Genomic DNA, 25,502 nt, shown 5'->3' on the forward strand with positions numbered 1-25,502 from the left:
GGTATGCCGTTCGAGGAGGTGGTGGGACGACGGGACGTCCTCCGACTGTGCGGCGGTGCCGGCCTCCTTCCGATAGCGGGCTGTAGCGGAACCGCGACCGACCCGTCGTTCGCCGTCCCGTCCGCCGCGTTGACCGACGAGCCGATCACCGTCGAACTCGACGGACTTGACCCGCGAACGCCAGTGACCGTACGCGCTAGCGCCGCGTCGCGGGACGGCACTCGGTGGGTCGCCCGCGCCCATTTCGAAACCGACGGCGACGGGAGCCTATCCGTTCCGGAGCAAGCACCCGAGCGCGGAACGTACGCGACGGCAGACCCGATGGGGCTGTTCTGGTCGATGCGGCCGGCCGACGCGACGCCGGGTAACCGGCTTCCGCCGGAGGTGCTCTTCGTTCCGGACGAGACGGCCTACGACGTTACCCTCTCGGCGGAGGCGAACGGACGGACGGTGGCCGAATCGACGACGACGCGCCGGCTGTACGACCCCAGAATCGAGCACCGAACCGTCGGCCACGACGCCGTCGTCGGCGAGTTCTTCGCGCCGCCCGGCGACGCCCCCGCGCCGGCCGTCGTCCACCTCCACGGGGCCGGGGGTCGCCCCCACGTGCCGACGGGCAGGCTACTAGCGTCCCGCGGAATCGCGACGCTGACGCTCCGATACTTCGGCGACCCGGAGCCGATTCCCGACACGCTGGCCGAGGTGCCGGTCGAGTACGTCGAGACGGCGATAGAGTGGCTCCGCGGCCGAGAGCGCGTCCGCGGACCGAACGTCGGTCTCTTCGGGTTCTCCCGAGGCGGCGCGTTGGCCTTGCTCGCGGCGACGCGGAGCGACGCTATCGGGGCAGTCGTCGGCTGGGTACCGAGCGGAGTCGTCTGGGAGGGTCTCGGCTACGGGCGAGTTCCGGCGGGCACCTCCGCGTGGTCCGTCGACGGCGAGCCGGTTCCGTTCTTGGAACTGGCGGACGCGGACGTGGGGCCGCCGCCGACTCCGTCGCTCCCCTTCTTCGAGCCGACGCTGTCGGCCGCCGGCGAGGACGAACTCGCGGCGGCGACGATTCCGGTCGAAGAGGCGGAGACGCCGATTCTCCTCGTGTCGGCGACGGACGACAGGCGGTGGCCGTCGACGGCGCTCTCGGAGCGAGCCATCGACCGACTCGAAGCGAACGAGTATCGCCACGAGTACCGCCACGAGAGCCACGCCGGCGCGGGTCACTACCTTCGTTTCCCCTACCTGCCGACCGCGGGCACCGAGAGAGACGTCCGCCACGTCTACGGAGGAGGAGCCGAGGCGAACGCCCGCGCGGCCGCCGACGCGTGGGCCGAGACGGTGGCGTTTCTCGCCGACGCTCTCGGCGGAGCGGTCGAATAGGACGCGGCTCTTCGGGTCGACCTTCCGATACGTCCGACTACCGCCGCCGACGTCCGCTCAGCCTCTCGTCCCAGTCGATCCACTCCTGTTCCCACCCGCTCGGCGCGAAGTACCCCGAGTCGGGACGGGCGCGTTCGGCGTCCTCGCGTTCGGTGCGGTTGCGCGTGGGACCGCTTCGCTGTTCGCCCTCGACCAAGAGGGGTCGGAAGGCGACGGGGCCGTGTTTCTCCTCGACTTCGCCCTCGTGGGTGACGGAGACGAGCGTCTGCTCCGGGCCGCCCATCGGCATGACGAGGCGGCCGCCGTCGGCCAACTGCGCGACGAGTTTCCGCGGGGGGTTGATGGCCGCGGCTTCGACGAGGATGTGGTCGAACGGGGCGTACTCGGGGAGGCCGTCCGCGCCGTCGCGGCAGTCCACGAGGACGCCGCCGTAGCCCGCCGATTCGAGGTTCGAGCGGGCGGCGTAGACGAGTTGGCGGTCGATATCGACGGCGTGGACGCTCGTCTCGCCGACGAGTTCGGCCAGGACGGCGGCGGTGTAGCCGACGCCCGCGCCGACCACTAGCACGTCGTCGTCTTCGGAGGCGTTCAGGGCGGAGAGCATTCGCGCGGCGAGGGCGGGGGCGAGCACCGTCGTCCCCTCGTAGTCGGAAGCCCGGTTGTCGTACGGCGTCTCCTCGACGAACGGGTGTCGAGGGACAGTTCGCATCGCGAGGCTCACGGACTCGTCGACGTCCATCGAGTGCTCGATGCCGTCGACCATGTCCTCGCGCAATGCGGCGGTATCCATACTCGCCCTCAGTCGTGCGCCCTAATCAACCGCACGCTCCGGCCGGTGGGCGACGACCGCCGTCCGGCGGTCTCCCGGCACGGATTTACAAGCAACGTCGGAGAATCCGGCGTCGGTCAACCACTCGCGGTAGGTCGCCTCCGGGTAGGCGTCGCCCCGCCCGACGCCGAGGGCGCGCACCCGCGCGCCGACCGATTCGGGCGACCCGTCGCGGAGGACGTCCACGAGGACGAGCGTCCCGCCCGGTTCGAGGGCGTCGAACGCCGCGGCGAAGAGCGCGCGGTTCTCTTTCGGGTCGAGCCTACCCGTCGCGTCGGCGGCGAACGCGAGTTCGACCGACTCGGCGTCGAGGCCCAACTCCGTCGGCACGTCCGCGGTGACGGTCCCGACGCCGCGGTGGCGGACCATCGGTTCGACCGCCGCGACGCAATCGGCGTCGTCCACCAGCGTCGTCTCGAAGCCGCGGGCGGCGAACTCCGTCGCGTACGCCCCCGACGCGCCGAGGAGGTCCGCCACTCGCTCCGCGTCGGGTCGTTCGCGCACCGCCGCGGTGACGCGGGCGCGGACCGCGGCGTCGTCCGCGGCGGCGTGCGCCCCGAGGCGGTTTCGCGTCCAGTCGGCGGGTAACTCGGGCGTCTCGCCCGTCGTCATCGTCTCCGGCAGGTCGGTCCAGAGGTCCAGCAGATCCAACGCGTGCGGCAGGCGACCGATGGAGCGCACGTCTCGCTTCGCCAGAAAACCGAGCGCGCGGTTCGTAATCTCGTACTCGCCGCCCACCTCGCGGACGAAGCCGAGGTCCGCGAGCGATTCGACGACGACGGCGGCCGCCTCCTCCGTCACGCCCGCCGCCTCGGCCGCCTCCGCGGGCGTCCCGGCGGTGTCGAGGACGGCGTCGAGGACGCCGCTCCGGCGGGCGGCCCAAAGCAGGACGAGTTCCTCCACGTCGTGCGACGAACTGTCTCGGGTCGGCATGTCCGCCCCGACGCCCCCGACGGGCAAAGTCGGCCCGGTTCCGTCGTCCCTCCGCTATCCGCCGCTCATCGTGACGAACCTGACGCCGCCGTGTTCGGACCGCTCGACCGTCCCGTCGGGGTTCTTCTCGACGGTGACGAGTCGCTGCCGACCCCGCCCGACGGGCGCGACGACGACGCCGCCGGGTTCGACCTGTTCGCGGACGGCCGCCGGAATCTCGGGCGGCGCGCAGGTCAGGTACGCGCCGTCGTACGGGGCGCGTTCGGGCCACCCCTCATGCCCGTCGCCGGTGCGGACCGAGACGTTGTCGTAGCCGAGCGATTCGAGCGTCTCGCGGGCGCGGTCGGCCAGTTCGGGTTCGTACTCGACGCTGTAGACGTGACCCTCGGGGACGAGTTCGGCGGTCACCGCGGCGTGGTAGCCGCACCCCGTCCCGATTTCGAGGACGCGGTCCGCCGGGTCCGGGTCGAGGAGGTCCGCCATCACGCCGACCATGTGGGGCGCGCTGATGGTCTGTCCCCGTCCGATGGAGAGCGGTCTGTCCGCGTACGCGGAGCGTCGGGACCCCTCGGGGACGAACTCGTGGCGCGGCACCGCGCGCAGGGCGTCGAGCGTTCGCTCGTTCTCGACGTGGCCCCGCCGTTCGAGTCGTTCGACGAGTTGCCGTCGCTCGTCGGTTCTGTCGTCGGCCATACGTCGTAATTCGCGGCGAGAACAGTCGAAGGTTGCGGGCAACGGCGGACGCAACCCGGCAGTTCTACTTACGGAGTCTCTCCAGCAAACGGACGTTCTTCGTTCCCGCTTCCGGCTGACGAAACGACCGGTGGGTCAGGCCGCGTATTTATCGATGCTCGGGTCTACTATCCGGCGACCCGTTCACGAACGCGACGGTCGATTCTCCAGGCTACCCCTGCACTCAGTATAGTCATAGCTGCCCCGAACGTTGCGAGCGGAGCGTATCCGCTCAGTGCAAGTGGAACTCCGATACCGAGGAGACCAAACTGAATCGCCGTTCGCTTCTTCCCATCACGATACGCGGATTGGCTCGTCCAAAGGGAGAAAACGCCGGCGAATATGCCGACTAGGAAACTGGTCTGGAGGTTCAAGCCGCCGATCGTAGTTATCGGAATCTGAGAGATAATAACAGCCCAGATCGGCTTCCGATGAGGATGACTGCTAAACGGCGGACTGACATCCATCTCCTACATCTAATCCGATTGGGAACGTGAAGTGGGTCTTTTGTGTCGAGTATCCGCGAGCGAAGCGAGCGGTTCACCGGCGACGAGCGGCCGAAGGCCGCGATGTCGGCGGCTTTTTCCCTCCAGGTTTTTCGAGGAGGGTTCCCGCAGCGAACGCAGTGAGCGAGGAAACCCGACGACGAAAAAGGTGGGTTACCAGGCCGACCACGCGGTGGACGTCTCGTCGCGGCCGTACAGCCGGTTCAGGTCCTTCGCGTACACCATGTCGCCGTCGTGGTCGAGTTTCCCGTGGCGGTACTCGGGGGCGTCCTCGCGGACGTGGAGGGCCTTGACGGTGAACTTCTCGTCGCCGAACTCCTCCGTCTCGCCGACGACGAACTCGTAGTCGCCGGGGACGTGGACCTTGAAACTCCGCGTCTTGTCGTGTTTACCGTCCTTCGGGTTGACGGTGACGTTGACGGAGACGTTGTCGACGGCGCGGGTCCAGATGGTCGTCACGTCCTCGACCTCCGCGGACTCGGTTCGCTGTTCGGGGCCGACTTCGATGCCGGTGATGCGGACGAGCATGATGGCCTCCTCCGTATCGACGATGAACTCCTCGCCGACGGCTATCGTCTCCTCGGCGGGGGCGTCGACGGTGGTCTTGAACGACTCACGGTCCTGCGAGACGATGACGTCTCGCTGGACTTCTCGCTCCTCCTCGATTCGAACCTTGTGGACGTGGCTGCACTCCGTACAGCGAACGGTGGCGTGTCCGCCCGGTTTCAACACCTCGTGGACGGTCGGTTCCTCGGGCGAACAGGAGGGACACGCGACGGCGACGCGGTCCTGTGGCGTACTCATACCCGTGCGTAACCGACCGCGCCGTAAAAAGTCGCCCTTCCGCCCTCGGGCGCGTGATACCGCCCCGTGGGAGTCGGTCACTCGACCGATACGCTAGGGTTCTCATACGATGCGGACGCACTCCGTGACGACGCCCTCCCGCCGCGCGTTCCTCACCGTCACCGGACGGAGTCCGGTGGGCCGACGAGCGTTGCTCGTCGCCGCCTTCGGTAGCGCCGGCGTCGCGGCGACGGCCGCGAGGTGAGTGCGGCGGGGCGGTGTCTCATCGGCTGAGAGCGGCGTCGGTGCGGACTCCTATCACCGGTGAATATTTATCAAAACACGAACAACAATGGGTATGCAACGAGAGTCGAACCCCATCCGGAACGCGTTCGCTGGTCGGACCGTCGCCCTCCTCTTCGCGTTCGTCCTCGGGTTCTGGCTCCTCTTGGAGTCGAATCTCCTTCTCGAGGCCCTCTACGCGCCGCTCTATCCGTTCTGGCTCCCGTCGTACCTCGCCGTCGCGTTCGCGTCGGGCCTGCGGAACGTCTTCCTCCCGCGTCTCGGAAGCGGACTCCTCTTCGACGCGACGGTAGTCGCGTTCCTCTACCTCGAAGCGGTCCTCCTCGCGGGCGCGGTTCGCCTCCTCCGTCGGACGTATCGGACGTACCGGAGAGGGCGGGCGAACGGAAGCGCGCGGTGACGGACAGCGGGTTTCGGCCGTTACGAACCGGATAACCCCGTCTATCGAGGAAGTTCCACTTCCTCCCCGTCCGCGTACACGGTGGGGTCTCGAATGATACCGTCCAGATGGAGGGGCGCGTCCGTGTCGCCGCCGATGCCCGCGTCGTCGCCGATGGCGATGTGGACCGTACCGGCCGCCTTCTCGTCCAACAAGACGGACCCCACGAGGTCAGCCACGCCGACGTTCGTCCCGATGCCGAGTTCCGCGAGGTTGTACGCGTCGCGGCCGACGTCCTCCGCGCCCGCCTCGACCTGTTCGCGCACGTCGTCGTCCGAGATGTCGGTCACGTAGCCCTCTTCCACCTCGAATCGGAGTTCCTCGCCGTCGTCTAAGAGTCCGTGCGGCATCATCGTCCCGTCGACGACGTACGTGCCGTTGGCGTTCCCGGGGCTGACGAACACCTCGCCCGCGGGGAGGTTCGAAAAGCCGCCCGCGTCGTGGACCATGCCGGTGTCCGAGAGCCAATCCCTGTCGCCGGGTTCGAAGGTGATGTCGGTGCCGCGGTCCGTCGTGACGCGCACCTCCTCGGCGTCGTTCACCTGCTCTAACACCGACAGCGAGTGCGACGCGATGGCCTCGTAGTCGGCGTCTAACCCGGTGACGAACACGTCCTCGGTGATGCCCGGAAGCGTCGCGCCGCGCGCGCCCACCTCGCAGGCGTCGCCGCGGGCGCGGGTGTGACTGAGGCTCTTCGTCGTCGGCGCGAGGAACACGTCCGCCTCGGCCATCGCGGCGGCGACGGGCGCGGGCGGTTCCTCGCCGTGTTGGTTCCCCGGCGGGTACCGGAGCAACGTCACGTCCCCCGTCACCGACCGCGCCGCCCCGTAGAGTGCCTCCCCGATTGGCAGTCGCTTGTCGTCGGTGACGACGACGCACGACTCCGCTTCGTCGAGTGCCACGCACTGGTGCACCGCCGTCTCCGCGGCGGCCGCTATGTCACTGTCGCTCATACACCCACGTGCGCCGCCCGCGGGGTTAGGCGTTCCCATCGCCGTCCGGTCGGCCGGTTCCGCCGACTCGTCGCGCGGGGGCGGAAGTTACTCGCCCGCGTGGAAATTCGCCTCGTTACTCGGGACGGAGTTAATTTCTTAACTGTGAACGCCGAAATAACTATGGCGCTCCCCCTTCGACTCACCCGTAATGATACGAGTCGGTGTCAACGGCTACGGCACGATAGGTAAGCGCGTCGCCGATGCGGTCGATTCCCAACCCGATATGGAACTGGTCGGCGTCGCGAAGACCCAGCCGAACTTCGAGGCCCACACCGCCGTCGAACGTGGATACGACATGTACGCCGCCATCCCCGACCGAGCCCCCCTGTTCGCGGAGGCGGGCGTCGAAATCGCGGGCGTCGTGGACGAACTCGTCGCGGACGCGGACATCATCGTCGACTGCACCCCCTCCGGCATCGGCGCGGAGAACAAGTCCCTCTACGAGTCCCACGACACGCCCGCCATCTTCCAAGGCGGCGAGGACGCCGACGTCGCCGAGGTGAGTTTCAACGCACGCGCGAACTTCGACGAGTGCGTCGGTGCCGACTACGCCCGCGTCGTCTCCTGCAACACGACGGGACTCTCGCGGGTCATCGCACCGCTGGAGGAGGCGTACGGCGTCGAGAAGGTGCGCGCGACGCTCGTCCGCCGCGGCGGCGACCCCGCGCAGAACTCGCGCGGTCCGATAAACGACATCCTGCCGAACCCCATCGAGATTCCGAGCCACCACGGCCCCGACGTGCAGACCATCTTCCCGAACCTCGACATCGACACGCTGGGGCTGAAGGTGCCGGCGACGCTGATGCACGTCCACAGCCTCAACGTCACGCTCGAATCCGACGTGACCGCCGCGCACGTCCGGCAACTCCTCGAAGACGAGGGCCGCGTCTACGTCATCCCCGAGGGCCTCGGCATCGACGGCGCGGGGAAACTCAAGGACTTCGCGCTCGACGCCGGCCGCCCGCGCGGCGACCTGTGGGAGAACTGCGTCTGGGGCGAGTCCATCGCCGTCGAGGGCCGCGACATGTACCTGTTCCAAGCCATCCACCAGGAGTCGGACGTCATCCCCGAGAACGTCGACGCCGTCCGCGCGATGATGGACGCGGCGGACAAAGCCGAGAGCATGGCGAGAACCGACGAACACGTCGGCATCGGCATCGAGGGTGACCCGGCGGGGTTTAGCCGCGAGGACGACCACGTCGAAGCCGAACTCGCGGACGACTGACGCGATTCGGTACCGACGCGGAACCGACCTCTTCTTCGACCGGTCGCGGCGTTCGCGCAGGCTTTATCTCCGACGTTCACGTGGTCCGACGAGACGGCCGACGACGTGCCGCAACGGTTGGACCGACTACTCGATGAGTTGGAGGAACTCGAAGACGCCGTCGAGACGCCGGAGGCCAGACGGCAGGTGCGCGAGGTGATGCGCGCCGCGGTGCACGTCTCGCGTCAGCGTAGCGCCTTCGGAAACGTCGTCAAGGGGTTCGGTCGGGAGGACCTCGCGGAGGCCCTCCTCGGAAGCGTCCTCTTCGGCGTCCCGATGTTCGTCGAGGGCGGCACCCAAGAGGTCGGCGAGTACCTCGCCGGCCATCCCCTCTCGTTCGTCGGGACGCTCTGTTTCGCCGTCGGGATGGTCATCGGCATCCTCTACGTCGCCGACATCCAGGACGTCCGCGTCAGCAACCCCATCCTCGGGGTCGTCCCCCGGCGTCTCGTCGGCGTCGTCGGCGTCTCCGTCTCAGTCTCATCGTCCTGATGACCGGGTGGGGCCGCGTCGATTGGGCGACGCCGGCGTTGGCGCTAGCGGACGTCGTCGTCGCGTTCGTCCCGATGAGCATCGGCGCGGCACTCGGCGACATCCTCCCCGGAACCTGACTCACACCTCGTGGAACGTCAGTTCGTCCGCGTCGGTGTCCAGCGTCGCGACGTAGTAGGCGTCGTCGGCCCCCGGAATCGGCAGGCCGCCGGGGTTGACGTGGACGGTGCCGCCCCACTCCTCTCGGTGTCGTTCGTGGGTGTGGCCCCGGAGCACGTAGTCGTACGCGCCGCTTTCGAGCAACCCCTCGACCAACGTCTCGTTCGTCCCGTGGTAGACGGCCACCTCCGTCCCCTCGAAGGAGAGGGCCGCCGCCTCGCCGTGGTACGTGCCGAACGACGAGACGGCGTTCTGGAGGTTCCACTCGCCGTCGTTGTTGCCGCGGACCGCGTGGAAGTCGAAGTCGGCGTTGAAGACGCTCGCCGTGAACGGCGCGACGATGTCGCCGCAGTGGACGACGGCTTCGACGCCCTCGTCTTCGAACAGTTCGACCGCGCCCTCCGCGAGGTCGAGATCGTCGTGCGTGTCCGAACAGATTCCGAGTTTCATGTCTCTGGGTTCGACCGACGGCGAAAAGAAAGTTGGTAGGATGACTCCGAATCAGTCCCGCGAGAGCACTTCGACGCCGACGAGGGGTTCGCCCGTCAGCGCGCGGATGTACGCGCCGCCCGCGATGGAGACGTGGCCGAAGTCGTCCTCGCTGAGGCCGTACATCTCGATGGCGCGAGAGGTGTCGCCGCCGCCGACGACGGAGAAGCAGTCCGTCTCGGCGATGGCCTCGAGGACGCCGACGGTGCCGTCGGAGAAGCGTTCGTCCTCGAAGAGGCCGAGCGCACCCTTCACGAAGACGGCCTCCGAGTCGCGGACGACCGAGTCGTACTCCGAGACGGTCTCCGACCCGATGTCGAGGTAGCCGCGGTCCTTCTCGTCGATGTCATCGACCGCCACCTCGGCGCGTTCGTCGTTCTCGTCCTCGTAGGCGAGGTCCGAAGCGAGCGTTATCTGGTCGCCGCGTTCCTCCAGAAGCGACTCGATGGTCCCGTGGTTCGCCTCCCACTGGTCGTCGAAGAGGTCCATCCCGCCGACGTCGTAGCCCACGTCGTGGCCCGCGGCGCGGAGGAACAGTTCGCCCGCGATGCCGCCCAGCAAGAACCGGTCCACCTTCCCGCCGAGGTTGTTCATCACGTCGATGACGTCCGTCGCCTTCGTTCCGCCGACGACCATCGTCACCTGCCCGTCGAACTCGCGGGAGGCGATGGCGGTGTTCGCCTCGTACTCCGTCTCCATGACGCGCCCCGCGTAGGCGGGCAGTTCGAGGGGGAAGCCGACCAGGGAGGCGTGCGACCGGTGGGCCGCGGAGTAGGCGTCGTTGACGTACGCGTCGAAAAGCGGCGCGAGCGTCCCGACGAACTCCGTATCCGCCTTCTCCTCGGGCGACTCCTCGGGGAGTTCGTCGTCGGTCATCCGCGTGTTCTCCAACAGGAGGGCCTCGCCGTCGGAGAGCGATTCGATGGCCTCGACGGCGGACTCGCCGTACGTCGAGTCGACGAAGCCGACGTCGCGGCCGACGTGCTCCGAGAGGATTTCCGCGTGCTGCTGAAGGGAGACGAAGTCGTCATCGCCCGGGCGGCCCTGGTGCGCCATGAGGACGACGCGGTGGCCCGCCTCCATCAGCTCCCGAACCGTCGTCGCGTGACGGTCGAAGCGGCGGTTGTCCTGCACCTCGCCGTCTTCGACCGGCGAGTTCAGGTCGAGGCGGACGAGGACGCGCTGTCCGGGTTCGAGGTCGTCGAGCGTCTTGAACGTGGACATATGTCTGGTAGGTATGATATCGAAGAGCGGTTACTTCATACTCCCGTCTGCACGCTGCGCGTCGCCCGGTCGCACGCCGTCGTGCGACCGACGAGCGAACGGAGGCGCAGACGAGAGTACGCCGCGTTCCGGTGCGGGCGGCGACTCAGCCGTGGATGACGTAGTCGGCGACGTCGAGCAGGCGGTTCGAGAAGCCGTACTCGTTGTCGTACCACGTCAGCACCTTGTACATGCCGCCGTCGTTGACCGAGTCCGTCGAGTTGAGGTCGACCGTCGAGGAGAACGGCAGACCGACGATGTCCGAGGAGACGACTTCGTCGTCCGTGTACGCGAGGACGCCCTCGAGGGGGCCGTCGTCCGCGGCGTCGCGGAAGGCCTGGTTGACCTCCTCGACGGACGGCGACTCCTCCAGAGAGACGGTGAAGTCCGTGATAGAGCCGTTCGGGACGGGAACGCGCATCGCCATGCCGTCGAGTTTCCCGTCGAGTTGGGGCAGAATCTCGGTGGTGGCCTGCGCGGCGCCCGTCGAGGTGGGGACGATGTTCTCGGCGGCGGCGCGCCCGCGACGCTGCTTCGCCTTCGGGCCGTCGATGAGGTTCTGGCTCCCGGTGTAGGCGTGGACCGTCGTCAGGAGGCCGTTCTCGATGCCGAACTCGTCGTCGAGAACCTTCGCGACGGGCGAGATGGAGTTCGTCGTACAGGAGGCGTTCGAGACGACGTCCTCGCCGTCGTACTCGTCGTGGTTGACGCCGTAGACTATCTGCTTGACCGGTTCCTCGCCCTTCGGCGGCGCGGAGATGATGACCTTCTCGGCGCCCGCTTCGAGGTGCGCGGAGGCGTCCTCCTTCGTCCGGAAGATGCCCGTACACTCGAGGGCGACGTCCACGTCGAGTTCGTCCCACGGGAGTTCGGCGGGACTCTGGACGTTGTACACGTTCACGGAGGAGTCGCCGACGGTGAGTTTCTCGCCGTCGAGGGACACCTCGTCGAGGGTGCCCTGCACGGTGTCGTACTTCGCGAGGTACTCCATGTCCTCGAAGTCCATCACGTCGTTGATGCCGACGAGCTCGACGTTCGGATGGTCTATCACCGCGCGGAAGACGTTGCGACCGATGCGGCCGAAGCCGTTCAGTCCGACCCGTACGACTTCGGAGTCGTCCACGTCGGTACCCGCGTCGAGATACGACTTTTCACTCATGTTCGAGTAGTGGTGGCGCGGATACTTGAATCCCTGTGTAACGATTTCGCCCTCGAACGTCCGAATTATCGGTTCTCGTGGACGTTCTCCGAAAATCTCTCCTAAAGATGATGGAGAATGTGGAGATTCGCCACCCCGGACGGTGAGCGAGTTCCGAGGAGATTCGATCAGTTTCACTCACGAACGAACACGGCTGTCGGCGAGGGAGACGGCGGGAGCGACCGACAACGGACGGACCGAGGCGGGGTTCGCGCCCCGTCCCGGCCGGACGTGTTAGCGGTTCTACTACTTCGTTTCGGGAGTTACCGCCGGTCCGACGGGTCGAGGGGGAGAAGGCTTTTGAGCCGAAACGTCCAATGGAGGTACGTATGAGAGATGAACGCGACGATCCGTTCGACAACATCTTCGACGAAATCGAACGGATGATGAACGAGATGACCGGTAGCGACTCTACCGGATTCGCCTCGGAGACGCACGTCGACGTCTACGATGAGGGCGAGACCATTCGACTCGTCGCGGACCTACCGGGCGTGGAGAAGGACGGTATCGACCTGAAGTGCGACGGCGAGATGCTCACGATTAGCGCGGCCAGCGACCGCCGGGAGTTCGACGAACGCATCCGCCTCCCCGTCCGGGTGGACGAACACTCCGCGGACGCCTCCTTCAACAACGGCGTCCTCCAGGTCTCCTTCGAGAAGGCGGAGGACTCCGCGCCCATCGACGTCGAGTAACCGACGTCCCTCCGAGGCGCATCTCGTTCGGGTCTCCCTTCTCCGTCAGTTTCGACCGTCTCGTTCGTCCGCCGTCTTCCGTACCAACGCCGCGAGTCGGTCCCAAAAGCCCGCTTCGTACTTCTCGCTGTCGTCGATGGTCGGCCGAGCGTTCGTCTCGGAGACGACGGTTCGCTCCCCGGACTCCAACAGGTCCACGCCGAGGTAGGGGATGTCGAGCGTCTCGGCCACGGAGACGGCGAGTTCGCGGTGGTCGGGGCGCACGTCCACGCCGACGGCCTCCGCGCCGAGGTGGACGTTGTGCTTCCACCGCCCCTCCGCCACGGCCGCCGCCGACAGTCGGCGTTCGACGCCGCCGACCACCTCGCCGTCGACGACCATGAGGCGGTAATCGCGCGCGTCCGGGAGGAACTCCTGAACCAGGTACGACTTGTCGCCCGTCGCGCGGTAGTCGTGGGCGAGGTTCAGGTAATCGACGACGCCGAGGAGCGAATCGAGGTCCGACGCCTTCGCGACGCCGACGCCGCGCGTCGTCGAGTTCGGCTTGACGACGACGGGGAAGTCGAGTCCGGCGACGGCCTCGCGCACGTCGCTCTCGGCTGCGGGGTTCGACACCATGCGCGTCTCGGGCACCGGAAGCCCCGCCCGCGAGAGTCGCGCGACGACGCCCGCCTTGTTCCGGGAGGTGAGCACCGCCTCGCGGCCGTTGACCCACGGGATGTCGTACAGGACGTCGAGGACTCCCCCCTCCATCAGTCGCGGCGGGTAGACGAACCCGACGTCGAACTCCCGCGTCGGCGCGTCGGTGAGTCGAATCGCCCGTTCCTTCGCCGGGAGGTGGGCGACGTCGATACCGCGGGCCCCGAGGGGGTCGCGCATCCGTTCGAACGTCTGGCGTTCCGTGGCGACCGCGAGTCGAAGCATCGGCCGAGGAGAGGGACCGCCGGACGAAAAATCGCCCGACTGAACTGGCGGAACACCGGCGCGGGAGGCGGCGGCGTGGCCGTCGCTGGGAGCGTCGGTCGGCGGAAAAGCGACGAGAGAAGGCGCTCAGATTACGCGACGAGCAGTTCTTCGCCCTTCTCGACGTCGATGCGGCACGGCGGCGAAATCTTGTTGTAGGAACGGCGGAGCGCGTCCTTCGCGACGTCCGCGTCCTCGGGGTTGCAGTAGATGGTGAACACGCGGTCGTTGCGCTTGATGCGCGCGGCGGTGCCGACGGGTTTCCCGAACGCCTGCCGCATTCCGTCGGAGACACGGTCCGCACCCGCACCGGTCGCCTGCTTGTTCTCGCGGATGACGTGGTGGGGGAACTTCCGGAGCACCATCTTGTAGTTCTCCTGTCCGACCTGCTTCAGCATCACGCGGTTCGCGGAGAGACGCGCGGATTCGAGCGCACCGTGGCGAATCTGGCACTCCTCCTCAACGCGGAGGCTGATCTGGACCTCGTAGTCGTCGGGGCCGGTCTGCAGGTTACCCATATTGTGCTGTGCGATCTTCGAGCCGGGGATCCCCGTGATGTACTCCCGTCGGGTGTACGCCGCCTTGGAGATCTCCCGGTACATGGAGGCCGGTTTGTCTGCCATAGTTACTTGTGGTGAATAACGCCCATCCGGGGTAAAAGCGCTTCGAAGCCTCGTCCCGTCGCCGTGAGAACTCCTCGCACGAGGATTCCGACGTTCCGACGCGGCCGACGCTCGACGACCGACCGGCCGACGAGACTTCTCTAAATTTCTGACACGAACTCTCGCTCGAAGCAACGTCGACGCCGGCGTTCGATCTTCGTCTGCGGCGCGGTCGAAGCGTTAGAGACGCTATCTGACGATTTCCGTGCCTCTCTCAGAAAGTGGACGGTCGTCCACGAGTGACCTCCACTTTATTGAAATTCTGCTAACATATATGTGGTATTCGCCCCACGTACCACTCGCGGAGCTGTAACCTGGGTATCACCATGGACGACACCAACAACAGAGACGAGCGAGCGAGCGAGGAATCGAGCGACGGAATCGGACCGAAGACGTCCCGCCGGACGTTCCTGTCCGCGTCGGCGGTCGGACTGACGACGGCCGGTATCGCCGCGTCGAGTGCGAGCGTCGCCGCAGGGGGCGACGATTCGAACGGCGACGATTCGAACGGCGACGACAACGGTCACGACGAGGAGGACGAACCGTTCGCCACCGTCGAGTTCAGCAACCAGATGGCGGACGAAAACACCGTCGTCGTCAACTCGACGGTCCTCTCGGAGGGCGGATTCGTCGCGATTCACGACGCCCGACTGTTCGAGGGGAAGGTCGCGGAGAGCGTCGTCGGCGTCTCCGAGTACCTCGAAGCGGGCGCGCACTATTCGGTGGACGTCGACCTGTTCACCGGAGTTCCGGGCAGGGAGTTCAGCGACGAGGAGTCGAGTCTGAGCGAGGGTGACCCCCTCGTCGCGATGCCGCACCTCGACACGAACGACAACGACACGTACGACTTCGTCTCGTCGGGTGGCTCCGAGGACGGGCCGTACGTCGACAACGGACACCCCGTCGTAGACCTCGGTCTCGCGGGGATGGAGGACGACGAGGACTCCTTTGCCCTCCTCGACTTCGAGAACCAGTGCACCGAGGGCGAGGAGGTAGAACTCGACGACGTGACGCTCTCGGAGGGCGGGTTCGTCGCCATCCACGACGCCCGACTCCTCGAAGGGCAGGTCACGGAGAGCGTCATCGGCGTCTCGGAGTACCTCGAGGCGGGCGAGCACGATGAGATCGAGGTGGAACTGTTCGACGTCGAGGGTGCGGACTTCGACGACGACAGACTGTACTCGGACCAACCGCTCATCCCGATGCCGCACTACGACACCAACGACAACGAGACGTACGACTTCGTCTCCTCCGGCGGCGAGGAGGACGGCCCGTTCACGGAGAACGGGCAGGCAGTCGTTGACCTCGGGTTCGCCCTCGTCGTGGAGGACAAAGACGAGTACGAGGACGACGACGAGGACGAGGAGAAGGAGAAACACGAGAAGAAAGAGAACGGAAACGGCGACAACGGAAACGGCGACAACGGAAACGGCGACAACGGAAACGACGACCACGGAAACGGCGACAACGGAAACGACGACCACGGGACCACCGAAAACGGTACCACCGAAAACGGAACTACCGAAAACGGTACCACGACCCACGTTTCCACCAGCAACTGAGACTCCGCCGTCTCTTTTTTGATCGACTCCGTACGCTCGGCCGTCGCCGCGGTTTCACCCGGCCCCGCCGTCGGGTCCGTCCGCCGCCTCCCGCCCGAGTGGTTCGAGGGCGACGAATCCGAGTCCGTTCTCTTCGAGCAACTCGCTCGTCCGGTCGGTGACGGACGGCGCGACGAGGATGCCCCGCACGTCGTCGGCGGCGAACTCCGTCCGGAGGGCCTCGACGTACCGTTGGAGTTGGCTCGCGGCCGACGGACCCACGCGCCGGCGCTTCAACTCCACGGCGACGGGTCTCCCCTCGGCGTCCTCGCCGAAGATGTCCACCGGTCCGGCCGCCGTCTCGCGTTCCGTCGCCGAGGGTTCGAACCCCTCTTCGACGAGTGCGGGGTCGTCGAGGATGCGCTGTCTGAGGTCCTCCTCGCTCCCCCGGAGGGTCAGGTCGCTCCGGTCGTTCACCTCGTACGCCGTCACTTGATCGAGTCGCTCGAACCGCACGTCCAGCGTCTCGTCCGGCGTCGCGCGCGAACTCCGGATGCGGAGGCGTCCGTCGCGGACGCTCGCGCGGTGGGTGCACCCCGGCGGTTGCCAGTTCACGGGCTTTCGCTTCTGGTCGGTGTGGACGAGAATCGTGCCGTCGGGTTTGCAGACGACGAGTCTGTCGCCGGCCCCGAGCGTGGACGACGCGCGTCCGTCGTACTCCACCGTGCACCGGCCGAACACCGTGACGAGGCGTCCGTCGCCGAACGCCGCTTCGAGGAGGGACAACGCGTCGCGGTGCGTCGGGCGGTGGAGCGTGGTGGCCGTCATGGGACTCCGAATCACCCGACAGTTGGGCGTCTGCGGGTAAAAATGGCGCGTCGGTGGCCGTTCTCCGCCGCCCCGTCGCGTCGGCGGAGCGAGGCGGAGGGAACTCACCCGCCGTCGTTCCCCGGACGCCCGCCGCGCGCGTCTCGAACGCGTCGCCAGAGGACGTACGTCACCGCCCCGAGAACCGCGCCGACGCCGTTCACCGCCGCGTCCGCGGGGTCGAACGCCCGCGCGGGAAGCGCCGCCTGCACGAGTTCCAACCCCGCACCGAGGGCGACGCCGAATGCGACGGCGAGAAGCAGCGTCCGACGCCCGCGTGCCTCCAACGCGACGGCGGCGAGGAGCGTCACCGACCAGTAGCCCCCGAGGTGAAGCCACTTGTCCGCGCCGACTCCGAACGGGCCGGGCGCCGAGAGGCCGCCGGACGCGGGTATCACCGACGCGACGACGAGCACCGTCGCCCAGCAGAGGACCGGTGCGACGCGGCGGAGGCGCGGTCGGTCGAGTCCGTCAGTGCCCATGGTCGCCTCTCGTCCGCCTCCGACCTGAGCGTTCGCCTTCGCGGTCGCTCCGAGCGAGAGCGACCGCTGTTCGCCTCGACGGTCCGAAGAATGTGCGACAGGTCGGCGTCGGCGGAGCCCGACGCTCGACGAGGCTCACCCCGCCGCCGTTGCCGTCGCTGGACGAGTAGTGAGTAGTTTGGAGAACTGCCGCATCCGGTCCGAACTCAATCGCCGCGACGCCGCAAGCCTCCGTTCGCTACCGTAGTTCGCGTCTCAGAAGTCCGCTTTACAGACGGGTGACGTTCTTCGCGCGGGGGCCCTTGGGGGCGTCTTCGATCTCGAACTCGATCTCCGTGCCCTCTTCGAGGTCCGGACCGCCGACGTCTTCCATGTGGAAGAACACGTCGTCGTCCGCATCCTCAGTCTCGATGAAACCGTAGCCGCCCGTGTCGTTGAAGAAGTCAACCTTACCAGTTGCCATTGCCTCTGTATGGAGTGGCCCTCTATAAATAACGCTTGCGCGACTACGGTTACCACGGTAGTGGTCGCCACGAACCGCTCTCGTGCCGGAACTCGTTCCGCGCGTCGCGGTAGCTGTCGCTCCGGGAGAGACCCGCCGGTCGCGGTGTAGATCCGTTAAAAGTGTGTTCCGTCCGTCGATACTAGAGCCGCGACGTTACCTCAGAGTCGGGTGACGTTCTTCGCGCGGGGGCCCTTGGGGGCGTCTTCGATCTCGAATTCGACCTCCGTGCCCTCTTCGAGGTCCGGGCCACCGACGTCTTCCATGTGGAAGAACACGTCGTCGTCCGCATCCTCAGTCTCGATGAAACCGTAGCCGCCCGTGTCGTTGAAGAAGTCAACCTTACCAGTTGCCATTGCAACCGTACCTGGGGCGGACGACGGTTAACCCTTCCGAGAGACGTGTGAACGTCCTGTTTCGTGCGCGAACGTTCGGTCAGAGAGGATACTCTCCATTGAGCGAACGTCGCCGTCGGACGAACCCGTCGCTCGTCGGTCGGGGTACAGAAAATCCAGAGACGTCCCGCCTCCCGGTGTAACTCGGGCGCGGCCGCGTCCGCTCTGTCGGAAACGCGATGAATCGGTTAGTTACCGTCGTCGCCGACGGTCAGTAGCCGGTAGTTAGAGTCGGGTGACGTTCGCCGCGCGGGGGCCCTTGGGGGAGGACTCGATGCTGAATTCGAGCTCCTGCCCCTCTTCGAGGTCGTCGCCGCCGACGTCGTCCATGTGGAAGAACACGTCGTCGTCCGAGTCGTCCGTCGAGATGAAACCGTAGCCGCCTGTGTCGTTGAAGAAGTCAACGTTTCCTTTCGCCATTGCAAATTAACGTATGCCCACCGCACGGAAAAGGATTGCGAGTGTCGTGGTACCACGGGCGGATTAGATTGGACGATTGTCTCCGATAGGCGCGAAATAGTGGTCAAAGGTGACTGTTTAGTCGCTCCTCGGCGGAATCGGCGACGTATCCGACGCCGATGTCGGTTCTTTCTGTGGAGACGGCAGTTCTCACGTCCGCGCAGCGTCCGCCGCCGGCGCGTCGCGGAGGCGGTTCGGCGGCCCCCGAGCGCATCTTTATATCGTTGTAGAACCGTCGGACGCCAACAGTCCATGGCGCGAGATAGAACGTACGGGTGGCCCGAGTGTCGAGAACGAGTAGTCGATGGGTGCGTCGAGTTGTACGACGCCGACGACGAGAACGCGTGGATTCGCTCCGACGGGGCGGTTCACCTCCTCTCGAAGCGGTGAGCGGACACGGAGACGAGGACGTTGGCTGACCGAGAGGGGGTGTACGACGCACCGACGATCCGCCGGAAGGCGCGGTCACTCGGATGAGCGACGCGCTCGCGAGGGACAACTCGGAGACATCGTGGAGTCGACTGAAACGGCTCGTCCTCCGGGTGTCGGTGGACCTCGACCGCTGGTCGGGTTACAACCGCTTGTCTATCTCCGCTATCGCCTTCGAGTGCGCCTCCGCGAAGTCAGCGGAGAACCGGTCGAGGTACTCCCACGACAGTTCTTCGTGCGACGTTCGCTCGAAGTATAGGGTGATGCTGTCTATCTTGCTGTACACCGTGACTATCGCCTCGATTTCGTCGCTCGACAGCTGGCCGATCTGCCCCGCGTTCGCGTGATACACCGTCGTCGGAAGCAGCTGGCTCAGGTTTCCCGCCTCGGTGAACTCCGCGAGAACGTCCACGTGGAGCTCGTGGAGGAATATCTGGTTTATCTCCGACCGAAGGGCGAGCCGGAGGTTCTTCCGCCTGTTTCGCATGCTAATCTGCTGCGGCACGACCGCACCCACTAGCGCGCCGAACAGCGAGGCGCTCGCGGTCAAGAGCGACCCCATCAACGTAGGTTGGATATCAAACATATGGTCGCTTACCTCGCTCCCCTTCTCTCGTTCATCGTTAAAAGTCTGGAGGTACAGCGCTACTACGTGGGTCGATGATGATGGTCTCGATAGGGTGCTATTTCTGATAGAAACGCCGGATCGGAGGGCTACGTCGAAGGATGTCCCGGGGTGAGCGAAGCAGGACGGCCGCGGCGTACGGACGCGTCGCGGCGTTAGCCGTCCTCGTCCTCGTCCTCGTCTTCGTCGCCCTGCACCATCTCCGTCTGCTCGACGGCGTCGATGTCGCCCTCCGATTCGCCGCCGTACTGGTTCTCGTCGTCCGTTCCCTCGTCCGGGGGAACCTCCTCTTCTTCCTCTTCTTCTTCCTCTTCTTCTTCGTCCATCGGCGCTCGTTCGCCCTCCGGCGCGCCGCTTTCAGCGTTCTGCGTACCCAGACTCTCGCTTCCCTCCGTGACTTGGTCGGGGTCCTGATCGACGCGTTTCATCTCGGAGTCGATTTCGGCCTCGCGCTCTGCGTCCGCTTCTCGCGCTCGGTTTTGGTCATCGTCGGCCATCGTAATACACCACTCGTGATTCGGATTCGACGCACTTCAACGGCGTGGCAAAACAGACGGTACACCCCCGACAACACTCGTTTCGGCGGAGTATCCCGATCCGACGACTTCCGAGAATACCGACCGGAGACGCCGCTTTCGGAGACGGCGTGACGCGAGCGTCGCCCGAAGTTCGGGCGCGGAGGGCGACGTATCTCGCAAGTCTCGGGCGAGAACGAACGCCGCCTCGAATCCGCCGTCCGTCGCGCACGGGGTTCGACGTCACCCCGGCGTTCGGTCGCGTAGACGGCGGAAGGGTCGCCTTAGAAGGAGAGGCCCTGCTTGAACTTCCGCGCGATGTCCTTCTGCTGGACGTAGCTCGCCGCCGCGAGCAGCGTCGGGGCCCACAGGCCCACGAAGATGCCGCTCTCTTTGTCGCCCTTCACGTAGAACTGGTACCACGAGAGCAGCACCGACCCGACGGCGAGCGTCGCGACCGGGTCTCCGGCCGACATCGGCGTCTCTTCGACCATTTCCTCGCCTTTCTGTTCGATACGAGACTCCTGCTGAGATCCTTGCTGGAAGAGTGCCATTGCATTCGGATGTTGGCTCATATTCACTTCCGTATTCTGCCGTCGTGTGCAGGCCACCGTTCGATTTTCATCCGGTTTCGGTGGAAGTTCGTCGGCGGATACGAGTACCGACTGATGAATATCCGTAAATTGTCCAACCCGACTGAACATCTTTCACCCCTCCGCGAGGGCGGCGACCGAAACGAGTGCGCGCACCTCTACCGCGGCCCGTACGAGCAACTTACGGAGCGCGGACCGAGTCCGCGAGGACTGAGGCGTCTCAGGTCGTGAACACCCGCACTTGGAACGGAGACAGAGAGAGCGTCGCCCCCTCCTCCTCGGGGACGAACTCGGGCGGCGTCCCCCGAATCGGGTCGCCGCGTTCCTCGATTCGGTCGGTGTCCGTCCACGGCCACGGGATATCGAACGCCTCGAACCCCTCGGGACCGAGGTTGGCGACGACGACGACCTGATCCTCGCTCCCCAACTCCCGGCCGCCGGTCCGGCAGTAGGCGAACGCGCGCACTCCGTCCTCGTCGTCTAACGTCGGGTGCTCGTAGAAGAACTCCACTTCGTTCCGCTGTAGCGCCGCCGTCGAGGTGCGCAGGTCTATCAGGTCCCCGACGCCCTCCGGGAGGGCGTCGTGCCCGGGGTAGTCGCGCCGACTCCAGTCCACCGGGTCCTCCATCTTCAGTTGCCAGTCCGTGTAGTCCAGATCGTGGACGTCGCCGAACTCCTCGCCCGTGAGGAACATCGGGATACCAACCGAGGTCAGAAGCAGGGCGAAGGAGCCCCGAACCCGGTCCACCGCCTCCTCGTGGGCGTCTATCCGCACCCCCGGTGCGGCGGTGACGAGATTGTCGAGCAGGTACTTCACGTTCTCCACCGACCCGTCTCCCAGCCCTCGTTCGCGGACGAGTTCGCCGAAGACGTAGTTCATCAACCGCTGTTCGCCCCGTTGGCCCATGTCGTGGGAGGTGACGTAGTTGACCGCCTGCGAGAGGTCGGTGAACCCCTCCTCGAACTTTCGATCCGTGTCGTCCCACGTCCGGTCGCCCGAAATCAGCGCCCGGATCCGGTCGCTCCGGGACGGTTCGCCCAGTTCGGTGTCGATTTCGTCCCGCAGCAACCGCCGGGACTCGTCCCGGAAGTCGAAGTTCCACATGCCGTCTACGACCGTTCGGTCCTCCGGGTTCCCCTCCACGTCGCGGACGATTCGGGTGCGCCCCCACGAATCCTCGGCGACGACGAGGAACGGCCGATCCGGGAACGCCTCGCGGTGCGCCGCCCGCGTCCGGTCGCGGAACTCCTGGACGAACTCCCAGTTGTCCATCCCCTTGAACTCGTCTATGCGGAACCCGTCCACGTGGTACTCCCGAATCCAGAACTCGGCCATCCGGTGGAGGAACTCTCGGGCGGGGTGATAGCCGTCCACGAACACCTCGTAGTCGAAGCGACGCCCGCCCCAGTCCGGACGGTCCGATTTCTCCTCGGGGTCGAGGAAGAACGTATCGCCCGCGAGGACCTCCAACGGACACTCTCTGGCGTGGTTCATCACCACGTCCATCAGCACGCGAATCCCGCGCTTGTGGCACTCCTTGACGAGGAATTTCGCGTCTATCGGGTCGCCGAAGTCGAGGTCCGGCGCGAAGAAAAAGCGCGTTCCGTACCCCCAATCGAGGGTGACCGCGGCGTCCTGAATCGGCAGCAGTTCGATGGCGTTGACGCCCAACTCCGCGAGTTCGTCGAGGTGTTCCGTCAGGAGGTGTTCGAAGTCGCCGTCGGGGACGTTCCGCTTCTCGTTCATCGGCGAGGCGGGCGCGGCCCAGCGAAGCGGTAGTTCGTAGATGACCAACTCGTTGTTCTCCGGGAGGCCCCCCTCGGGGAGTTCGTCCTCCCACGAGAACGACGGCCGGTACCGCTCTCCGTGTCTGATCCGGAACGTCCCGCGGTGGCCGCGGAAGCGGGTAATCTCCTCCGCGAACGGGTCGGCCGCGACGACGGGGTCGTCGTCCCCCCGGTGGACGACGTACTCGTACTCGTATCTGCCGTCCGGGAGGTCGAGGCCGTTCACATCGACCTCGTACCAGTCCGTGGCGTCCGGAACGGGGTCCAGCGTCTCGCGCCGCCAGTCGTTCGGGTCGAACCGGTCGCGCGAGAGCACCGGCGCGAACCGTACTTCGACCCGGTCGGCGTCCGTCACGGGGACGCGGAGCGCTCCCTCTTCTCGAACGTCGGGAAATCCGTTCTCCATGGTAGCGAGGGTATCCACCGATGTGGGGGAGGGCGCGAAAAGGCTCCGGCCGCCACGAGGCCGGGCGTCGCCGCCCTCGTCCCCTCGTTCGTCTCGTGTCCCATCTCGCGCCGCCCTATCGGGGCGTTTTAGGCGCGCACGCCCGAATCCGCGGGTCGTGGTCACGCTCTCGCATCTGGGGTATCTCGCGGCGGCTATCGCCACGCACGCACTCGTCGGGTACACTCTCGGCACGCTCGCGTTCGACGCGCCGCGCGCGGGCGTCATCGGCGGCGTCGTCGCCGACATCGACCTGCTGTTACCCCTGGCGTGGGAGTTTCCGCTGACGCACCGGGGACTCACGCACACCGCCCTCGTCGTCGGCGCGGCCGTCGCAGTCGCGGCGACTCGGAGTCGCGCCGCGGCGGGCGGCGTCGGCGTCGGGTACGCCTCGCACCTCCTCATCGACAGCACGACGCCGATGGGCGTCCCGCTTTTCTATCCGCTCTCGACGGCGCACGTCGGCGTTCCGGTGGGCGGCCACTCCCGCCCGGCGACGGCGGTGCTGTGGCTCTGCTGTCTCGCGGCGTTATGGGTCCGAAAGCGACGCTTCGCGGACCGGCGCGCCGACGAGTAGACCCCCACGAGGGGAACGTCCTCCGAAGGCGACGTTCTCAGCGCGAGAACCGATACGTACGGCTATTGTCTCCTTCGTACCGTTCCGTACGGTACGTCCGTCTCCGCCGACATCTATCTATCAAATATATAGGATTATGACCGCGTTCGGGGTACGTCGTCCCGTCGATGTCTCAACTGGACTTCACGCGGCGGGAGGCGATTCTCGCGCTCGTCACCTCGGGCGTAACGTACAGCAGTACCGCTCGGGGCGGCAACGGGCGCGGTGCAGGCAAGGGAGAGAGGGGTCACGAGGACGGCCACCACGAGGAGGGCGGGCCGACGCTCAACCGGTTCGCCACCTCCATCGTCGATTCGGAGGTCACCGGCATCTTCGTCACCGAGTCGGGTCGCTTCTTCTTCAACGTCCAACACCCCGACCGGGACCTGAAAGACGGGTCAGAGGCGGCCCTCGTCGGGGCGCTTTCGGGCTTCAACTTCCACGACCTGCCCGAGGACTTCCCCTCCGTGCAGATCCCCGCGAGCGACGACTTCGACTACGACGACGAACTCGGCGACGGCGTCCCCGAGTCCTACGACTCGATAATCCAGACCGCCTACGGCGGCTACCAACCGCTCATGGAGGGCGGCGCCGACCTCGGCGACGGCGAGGAACTCGGCGTTCCGCTGACCCCCGACGGCGAACTCGCCGACGCCGAGGAGTACATCACCTCGAAGGCGGACTACAACGGCTACGTTCCGGTCGAGGGCGGCGACTCGAAGGACGGCCGCCACGAGGGCTACCTGTTCACGAACTGGGAGACGCGCCCCGGCATGGTCAGTCGGATGCACATCTCCTCGCGCGGCGACGGCCCGTGGCGGGTTCACGACGCGGAGAATCTGGAGTTCCGCGACGTCGGCGGGACGTACAACAACTGCTTCGGCACCGTGTCGCCGTGGGGGACGCCCCTCACCTCGGAGGAGAACTACGAGGTACCCTCGACGGACCAGTGGAACAACCCCGACTCCGACGTGTCCGACGAGGCGGTCAACGTGGCGCGCCACCTCGGCCACGAACCGAACGACGACGGCGTCTACGACGAGGAGTACCCCAACCCGTTCCGCTACGGCTACATCGTCGAGATACGGGACCCGACCGCCGAGACGCCGACCCCCGTGAAGCACTTCACCCTCGGGCGGGCGACGCACGAGAACGCCGTCGTCATGCCCGACGGGAAGACGGCGTACACCACCTCCGACGGCACCGGCGAGGGGTTCTTCAAGTTCGTCGCCGACGAAGCGGAGGACCTCTCCTCGGGGACGCTCTACGCGGCGAAAGCCTCCCAGAAGGGTCCCGTCGGCGGCGACCCCGCCGACGTGAGCTTCGGCATCGAGTGGATAGAACTCGGCCACGCCACGAACGAGGAGATAGAGTCGTGGATAGCTGAGTACGACGGTATCACGCAGGCCGACTACACGGAGGGCGAGACGAGTTACATCTCGGACGCCGAGGTGAGGGAGTGGGCCGCGGGTAACGCCGACGACGACCGGGTCGCGTTCCTCGAATCGACCCGCGCCGCGGGCGCGGTCGGCGCGACGGACGAGTTCCGGAAGATGGAGGGCATCAACGTCCGCCGCGGCGCCGAACCCGGTGACTTCGCCTACGTCGCCATGTCGGAGACGACCAAGACGTTCCTCCCGAACGAGAAGGCCGGCGAGGGCAACACCGACCCCGACGACGACCTCCAGATAAACGGCGACGACTGGGGCGTCGTCTACCGCCTGCAGCTCCGCGAGGAGGGCGAAACCGTCGAGGGACGCTCCGCGGACCACGACTACGACGTTCTCGATCTGGTTCCCGTCGTCGCCGGCGGCCCGAACGCCAATATCTGTGGCGGGTGCCCCTACGACGCGCGACCGGACTCCGCGAGCACCGTCTGTCGGGACTGCTCGTTCAACCCAACCAACGAGAGCGAGGAGGGGTTCGTCGGCGTCGGTCTGGAGAAGCTCAAATCCGTCTTCGACAAGCACGGGTTCGACCCGACGACGACCATCGCCAACCCCGACAACATCGTCGTGATGGACGACGGGCGCGTGATCATCGGCGAGGACAGCAGCAACGCCGGTCACGAGAACAACATGATATGGATATACAACCCCGGCGAGGACGAACGGCCCGGGAAACGGCGCGAACAGTCGTAGGGACCCACCGTCCGCCCCCGGACCCGAACGC

General features: G+C 66.4%; 29 protein-coding genes. 10 read left to right on the top strand and 19 right to left on the bottom strand.

Annotation, left to right across the window (positions count from 1 at the left end; genetic code table 11):
- Positions 1 to 3 precede the first annotated feature (3 nt).
- Positions 4 to 1,371: an acyl-CoA thioesterase/bile acid-CoA:amino acid N-acyltransferase family protein gene (locus tag ACZ522_RS13490; protein ID WP_379698633.1), complete on the top strand. Its 1,368-nt coding sequence runs from the start codon at positions 4 to 6 to the stop codon at positions 1,369 to 1,371.
- 37 nt (positions 1,372 to 1,408) lie between these two features.
- Here the strand turns inward: ACZ522_RS13490 and ACZ522_RS13495 are convergent, their stop codons facing one another.
- The 4 genes from ACZ522_RS13495 to ACZ522_RS13510 all read right to left on the bottom strand — a co-directional run bounded on the left by ACZ522_RS13495 (position 1,409) and on the right by ACZ522_RS13510 (position 5,175).
- Positions 1,409 to 2,161: a protein-L-isoaspartate O-methyltransferase family protein gene (locus ACZ522_RS13495; protein ID WP_379698630.1), complete on the bottom strand. Its 753-nt coding sequence runs from the start codon at positions 2,159 to 2,161 to the stop codon at positions 1,409 to 1,411.
- Between the two features lie 21 nt (positions 2,162 to 2,182).
- Entirely contained in the window at positions 2,183 to 3,133 is a 951-nt protein-coding gene (locus ACZ522_RS13500) for an SAM-dependent methyltransferase (protein ID WP_379698627.1), read from the bottom strand.
- Positions 3,134 to 3,187: 54 nt separating this feature from the next.
- On the bottom strand, positions 3,188 to 3,826 hold the full coding sequence (locus ACZ522_RS13505) for a protein-L-isoaspartate(D-aspartate) O-methyltransferase (protein ID WP_379698625.1): 639 nt from the start codon (positions 3,824 to 3,826) through the stop codon (positions 3,188 to 3,190).
- Between the two features lie 698 nt (positions 3,827 to 4,524).
- A complete protein-coding gene (locus ACZ522_RS13510) occupies positions 4,525 to 5,175 on the bottom strand; it encodes an HVO_0476 family zinc finger protein (protein WP_379698623.1) in 651 nt (216 codons plus the stop codon).
- A 109-nt stretch (positions 5,176 to 5,284) separates the two neighbouring features.
- Between ACZ522_RS13510 and ACZ522_RS13515 the strand changes: the two genes are divergently transcribed.
- Positions 5,285 to 5,419 (top strand): hypothetical protein, encoded by a 135-nt coding sequence (locus ACZ522_RS13515; protein WP_379698620.1) that lies wholly within the window; start codon positions 5,285 to 5,287, stop codon positions 5,417 to 5,419.
- 93 nt (positions 5,420 to 5,512) lie between these two features.
- Positions 5,513 to 5,857 carry a hypothetical protein gene (locus ACZ522_RS13520; RefSeq protein WP_379698617.1) on the top strand — a complete coding sequence of 115 codons (345 nt, stop codon included), beginning with the start codon at positions 5,513 to 5,515 and terminating at the stop codon, positions 5,855 to 5,857.
- Positions 5,858 to 5,898: 41 nt separating this feature from the next.
- Here ACZ522_RS13520 and ACZ522_RS13525 read toward each other — a convergent pair whose 3' ends face one another.
- Complete coding sequence (locus tag ACZ522_RS13525) at positions 5,899 to 6,849, bottom strand: aminopeptidase (protein WP_379698614.1); 951 nt, start codon at positions 6,847 to 6,849, stop codon at positions 5,899 to 5,901.
- A gap of 190 nt (positions 6,850 to 7,039) precedes the next feature.
- Between ACZ522_RS13525 and ACZ522_RS13530 the strand changes: the two genes are divergently transcribed.
- Entirely contained in the window at positions 7,040 to 8,116 is a 1,077-nt protein-coding gene (locus tag ACZ522_RS13530) for a type II glyceraldehyde-3-phosphate dehydrogenase (protein ID WP_379698612.1), read from the top strand.
- 105 nt (positions 8,117 to 8,221) lie between these two features.
- Positions 8,222 to 8,647, top strand: a complete 426-nt coding sequence (locus ACZ522_RS13535; RefSeq protein ID WP_379698609.1) for a hypothetical protein — start codon at positions 8,222 to 8,224, stop codon at positions 8,645 to 8,647.
- Between the two features lie 120 nt (positions 8,648 to 8,767).
- Here ACZ522_RS13535 and ACZ522_RS13540 read toward each other — a convergent pair whose 3' ends face one another.
- The 3 genes from ACZ522_RS13540 to gap all read right to left on the bottom strand — a co-directional run bounded on the left by ACZ522_RS13540 (position 8,768) and on the right by gap (position 11,717).
- Positions 8,768 to 9,256 carry a metallophosphoesterase gene (locus ACZ522_RS13540; RefSeq protein ID WP_379698606.1) on the bottom strand — a complete coding sequence of 163 codons (489 nt, stop codon included), beginning with the start codon at positions 9,254 to 9,256 and terminating at the stop codon, positions 8,768 to 8,770.
- A 51-nt stretch (positions 9,257 to 9,307) separates the two neighbouring features.
- On the bottom strand, positions 9,308 to 10,519 hold the full coding sequence (locus ACZ522_RS13545; protein WP_379698603.1) for a phosphoglycerate kinase: 1,212 nt from the start codon (positions 10,517 to 10,519) through the stop codon (positions 9,308 to 9,310).
- Between the two features lie 145 nt (positions 10,520 to 10,664).
- Entirely contained in the window at positions 10,665 to 11,717 is a 1,053-nt protein-coding gene (gene gap / locus ACZ522_RS13550; RefSeq protein ID WP_379698600.1) for a type I glyceraldehyde-3-phosphate dehydrogenase, read from the bottom strand.
- 368 nt (positions 11,718 to 12,085) lie between these two features.
- Between gap and ACZ522_RS13555 the strand changes: the two genes are divergently transcribed.
- Positions 12,086 to 12,448 (top strand): Hsp20/alpha crystallin family protein, encoded by a 363-nt coding sequence (locus ACZ522_RS13555; RefSeq protein WP_379698597.1) that lies wholly within the window; start codon positions 12,086 to 12,088, stop codon positions 12,446 to 12,448.
- Positions 12,449 to 12,493: 45 nt separating this feature from the next.
- Here the strand turns inward: ACZ522_RS13555 and ACZ522_RS13560 are convergent, their stop codons facing one another.
- Positions 12,494 to 13,372 carry an ATP-grasp domain-containing protein gene (locus tag ACZ522_RS13560; protein ID WP_379698594.1) on the bottom strand — a complete coding sequence of 293 codons (879 nt, stop codon included), beginning with the start codon at positions 13,370 to 13,372 and terminating at the stop codon, positions 12,494 to 12,496.
- Between the two features lie 131 nt (positions 13,373 to 13,503).
- Positions 13,504 to 14,034 (bottom strand): 50S ribosomal protein L16, encoded by a 531-nt coding sequence (locus ACZ522_RS13565; protein WP_379698591.1) that lies wholly within the window; start codon positions 14,032 to 14,034, stop codon positions 13,504 to 13,506.
- A 365-nt stretch (positions 14,035 to 14,399) separates the two neighbouring features.
- Here ACZ522_RS13565 and ACZ522_RS13570 point away from each other — a divergent pair, with 365 nt between their 5' ends.
- A complete protein-coding gene (locus tag ACZ522_RS13570; RefSeq protein WP_379698588.1) occupies positions 14,400 to 15,635 on the top strand; it encodes a DUF7282 domain-containing protein in 1,236 nt (411 codons plus the stop codon).
- A 54-nt stretch (positions 15,636 to 15,689) separates the two neighbouring features.
- On the opposite strand, the gene nucS is transcribed toward ACZ522_RS13570, so the two are convergent.
- The 5 genes from nucS to ACZ522_RS13595 all read right to left on the bottom strand — a co-directional run bounded on the left by nucS (position 15,690) and on the right by ACZ522_RS13595 (position 18,280).
- A complete protein-coding gene (nucS, locus tag ACZ522_RS13575) occupies positions 15,690 to 16,442 on the bottom strand; it encodes an endonuclease NucS (RefSeq protein ID WP_379698585.1) in 753 nt (250 codons plus the stop codon).
- A gap of 104 nt (positions 16,443 to 16,546) precedes the next feature.
- A complete protein-coding gene (locus ACZ522_RS13580; protein WP_379698582.1) occupies positions 16,547 to 16,963 on the bottom strand; it encodes a VanZ family protein in 417 nt (138 codons plus the stop codon).
- Positions 16,964 to 17,231: 268 nt separating this feature from the next.
- Positions 17,232 to 17,426: a cold-shock protein gene (locus ACZ522_RS13585; protein ID WP_092537891.1), complete on the bottom strand. Its 195-nt coding sequence runs from the start codon at positions 17,424 to 17,426 to the stop codon at positions 17,232 to 17,234.
- Between the two features lie 200 nt (positions 17,427 to 17,626).
- Positions 17,627 to 17,821 (bottom strand): cold-shock protein, encoded by a 195-nt coding sequence (locus tag ACZ522_RS13590; protein ID WP_092537889.1) that lies wholly within the window; start codon positions 17,819 to 17,821, stop codon positions 17,627 to 17,629.
- Between the two features lie 264 nt (positions 17,822 to 18,085).
- Positions 18,086 to 18,280 (bottom strand): cold-shock protein, encoded by a 195-nt coding sequence (locus ACZ522_RS13595; protein WP_092537887.1) that lies wholly within the window; start codon positions 18,278 to 18,280, stop codon positions 18,086 to 18,088.
- A gap of 291 nt (positions 18,281 to 18,571) precedes the next feature.
- Here ACZ522_RS13595 and ACZ522_RS13600 point away from each other — a divergent pair, with 291 nt between their 5' ends.
- Positions 18,572 to 18,709 (top strand): hypothetical protein, encoded by a 138-nt coding sequence (locus ACZ522_RS13600; RefSeq protein WP_379698578.1) that lies wholly within the window; start codon positions 18,572 to 18,574, stop codon positions 18,707 to 18,709.
- A gap of 181 nt (positions 18,710 to 18,890) precedes the next feature.
- On the opposite strand, the gene ACZ522_RS13605 is transcribed toward ACZ522_RS13600, so the two are convergent.
- The 4 genes from ACZ522_RS13605 to ACZ522_RS13620 all read right to left on the bottom strand — a co-directional run bounded on the left by ACZ522_RS13605 (position 18,891) and on the right by ACZ522_RS13620 (position 22,675).
- A complete protein-coding gene (locus tag ACZ522_RS13605; protein ID WP_464391776.1) occupies positions 18,891 to 19,310 on the bottom strand; it encodes a hypothetical protein in 420 nt (139 codons plus the stop codon).
- 218 nt (positions 19,311 to 19,528) lie between these two features.
- On the bottom strand, positions 19,529 to 19,870 hold the full coding sequence (locus tag ACZ522_RS13610; protein WP_379698572.1) for a hypothetical protein: 342 nt from the start codon (positions 19,868 to 19,870) through the stop codon (positions 19,529 to 19,531).
- A gap of 302 nt (positions 19,871 to 20,172) precedes the next feature.
- Entirely contained in the window at positions 20,173 to 20,442 is a 270-nt protein-coding gene (locus ACZ522_RS13615) for a hypothetical protein (RefSeq protein WP_379698569.1), read from the bottom strand.
- Between the two features lie 259 nt (positions 20,443 to 20,701).
- Complete coding sequence (locus ACZ522_RS13620; RefSeq protein ID WP_379698566.1) at positions 20,702 to 22,675, bottom strand: alpha-amylase family glycosyl hydrolase; 1,974 nt, start codon at positions 22,673 to 22,675, stop codon at positions 20,702 to 20,704.
- Positions 22,676 to 22,832: 157 nt separating this feature from the next.
- Between ACZ522_RS13620 and ACZ522_RS13625 the strand changes: the two genes are divergently transcribed.
- Together ACZ522_RS13625 and ACZ522_RS13630 are read left to right on the top strand one after the other, a co-directional pair.
- The gene (locus ACZ522_RS13625; protein WP_379698563.1) at positions 22,833 to 23,291 is read left to right on the top strand and encodes a metal-dependent hydrolase; all 459 of its coding nucleotides are present in this window, start codon (positions 22,833 to 22,835) and stop codon (positions 23,289 to 23,291) included.
- Between the two features lie 167 nt (positions 23,292 to 23,458).
- A complete protein-coding gene (locus tag ACZ522_RS13630; RefSeq protein ID WP_379698560.1) occupies positions 23,459 to 25,471 on the top strand; it encodes an alkaline phosphatase PhoX in 2,013 nt (670 codons plus the stop codon).
- Positions 25,472 to 25,502: the final 31 nt, after the last annotated feature.

This window comes from Halopelagius fulvigenes (assembly GCF_055398025.1).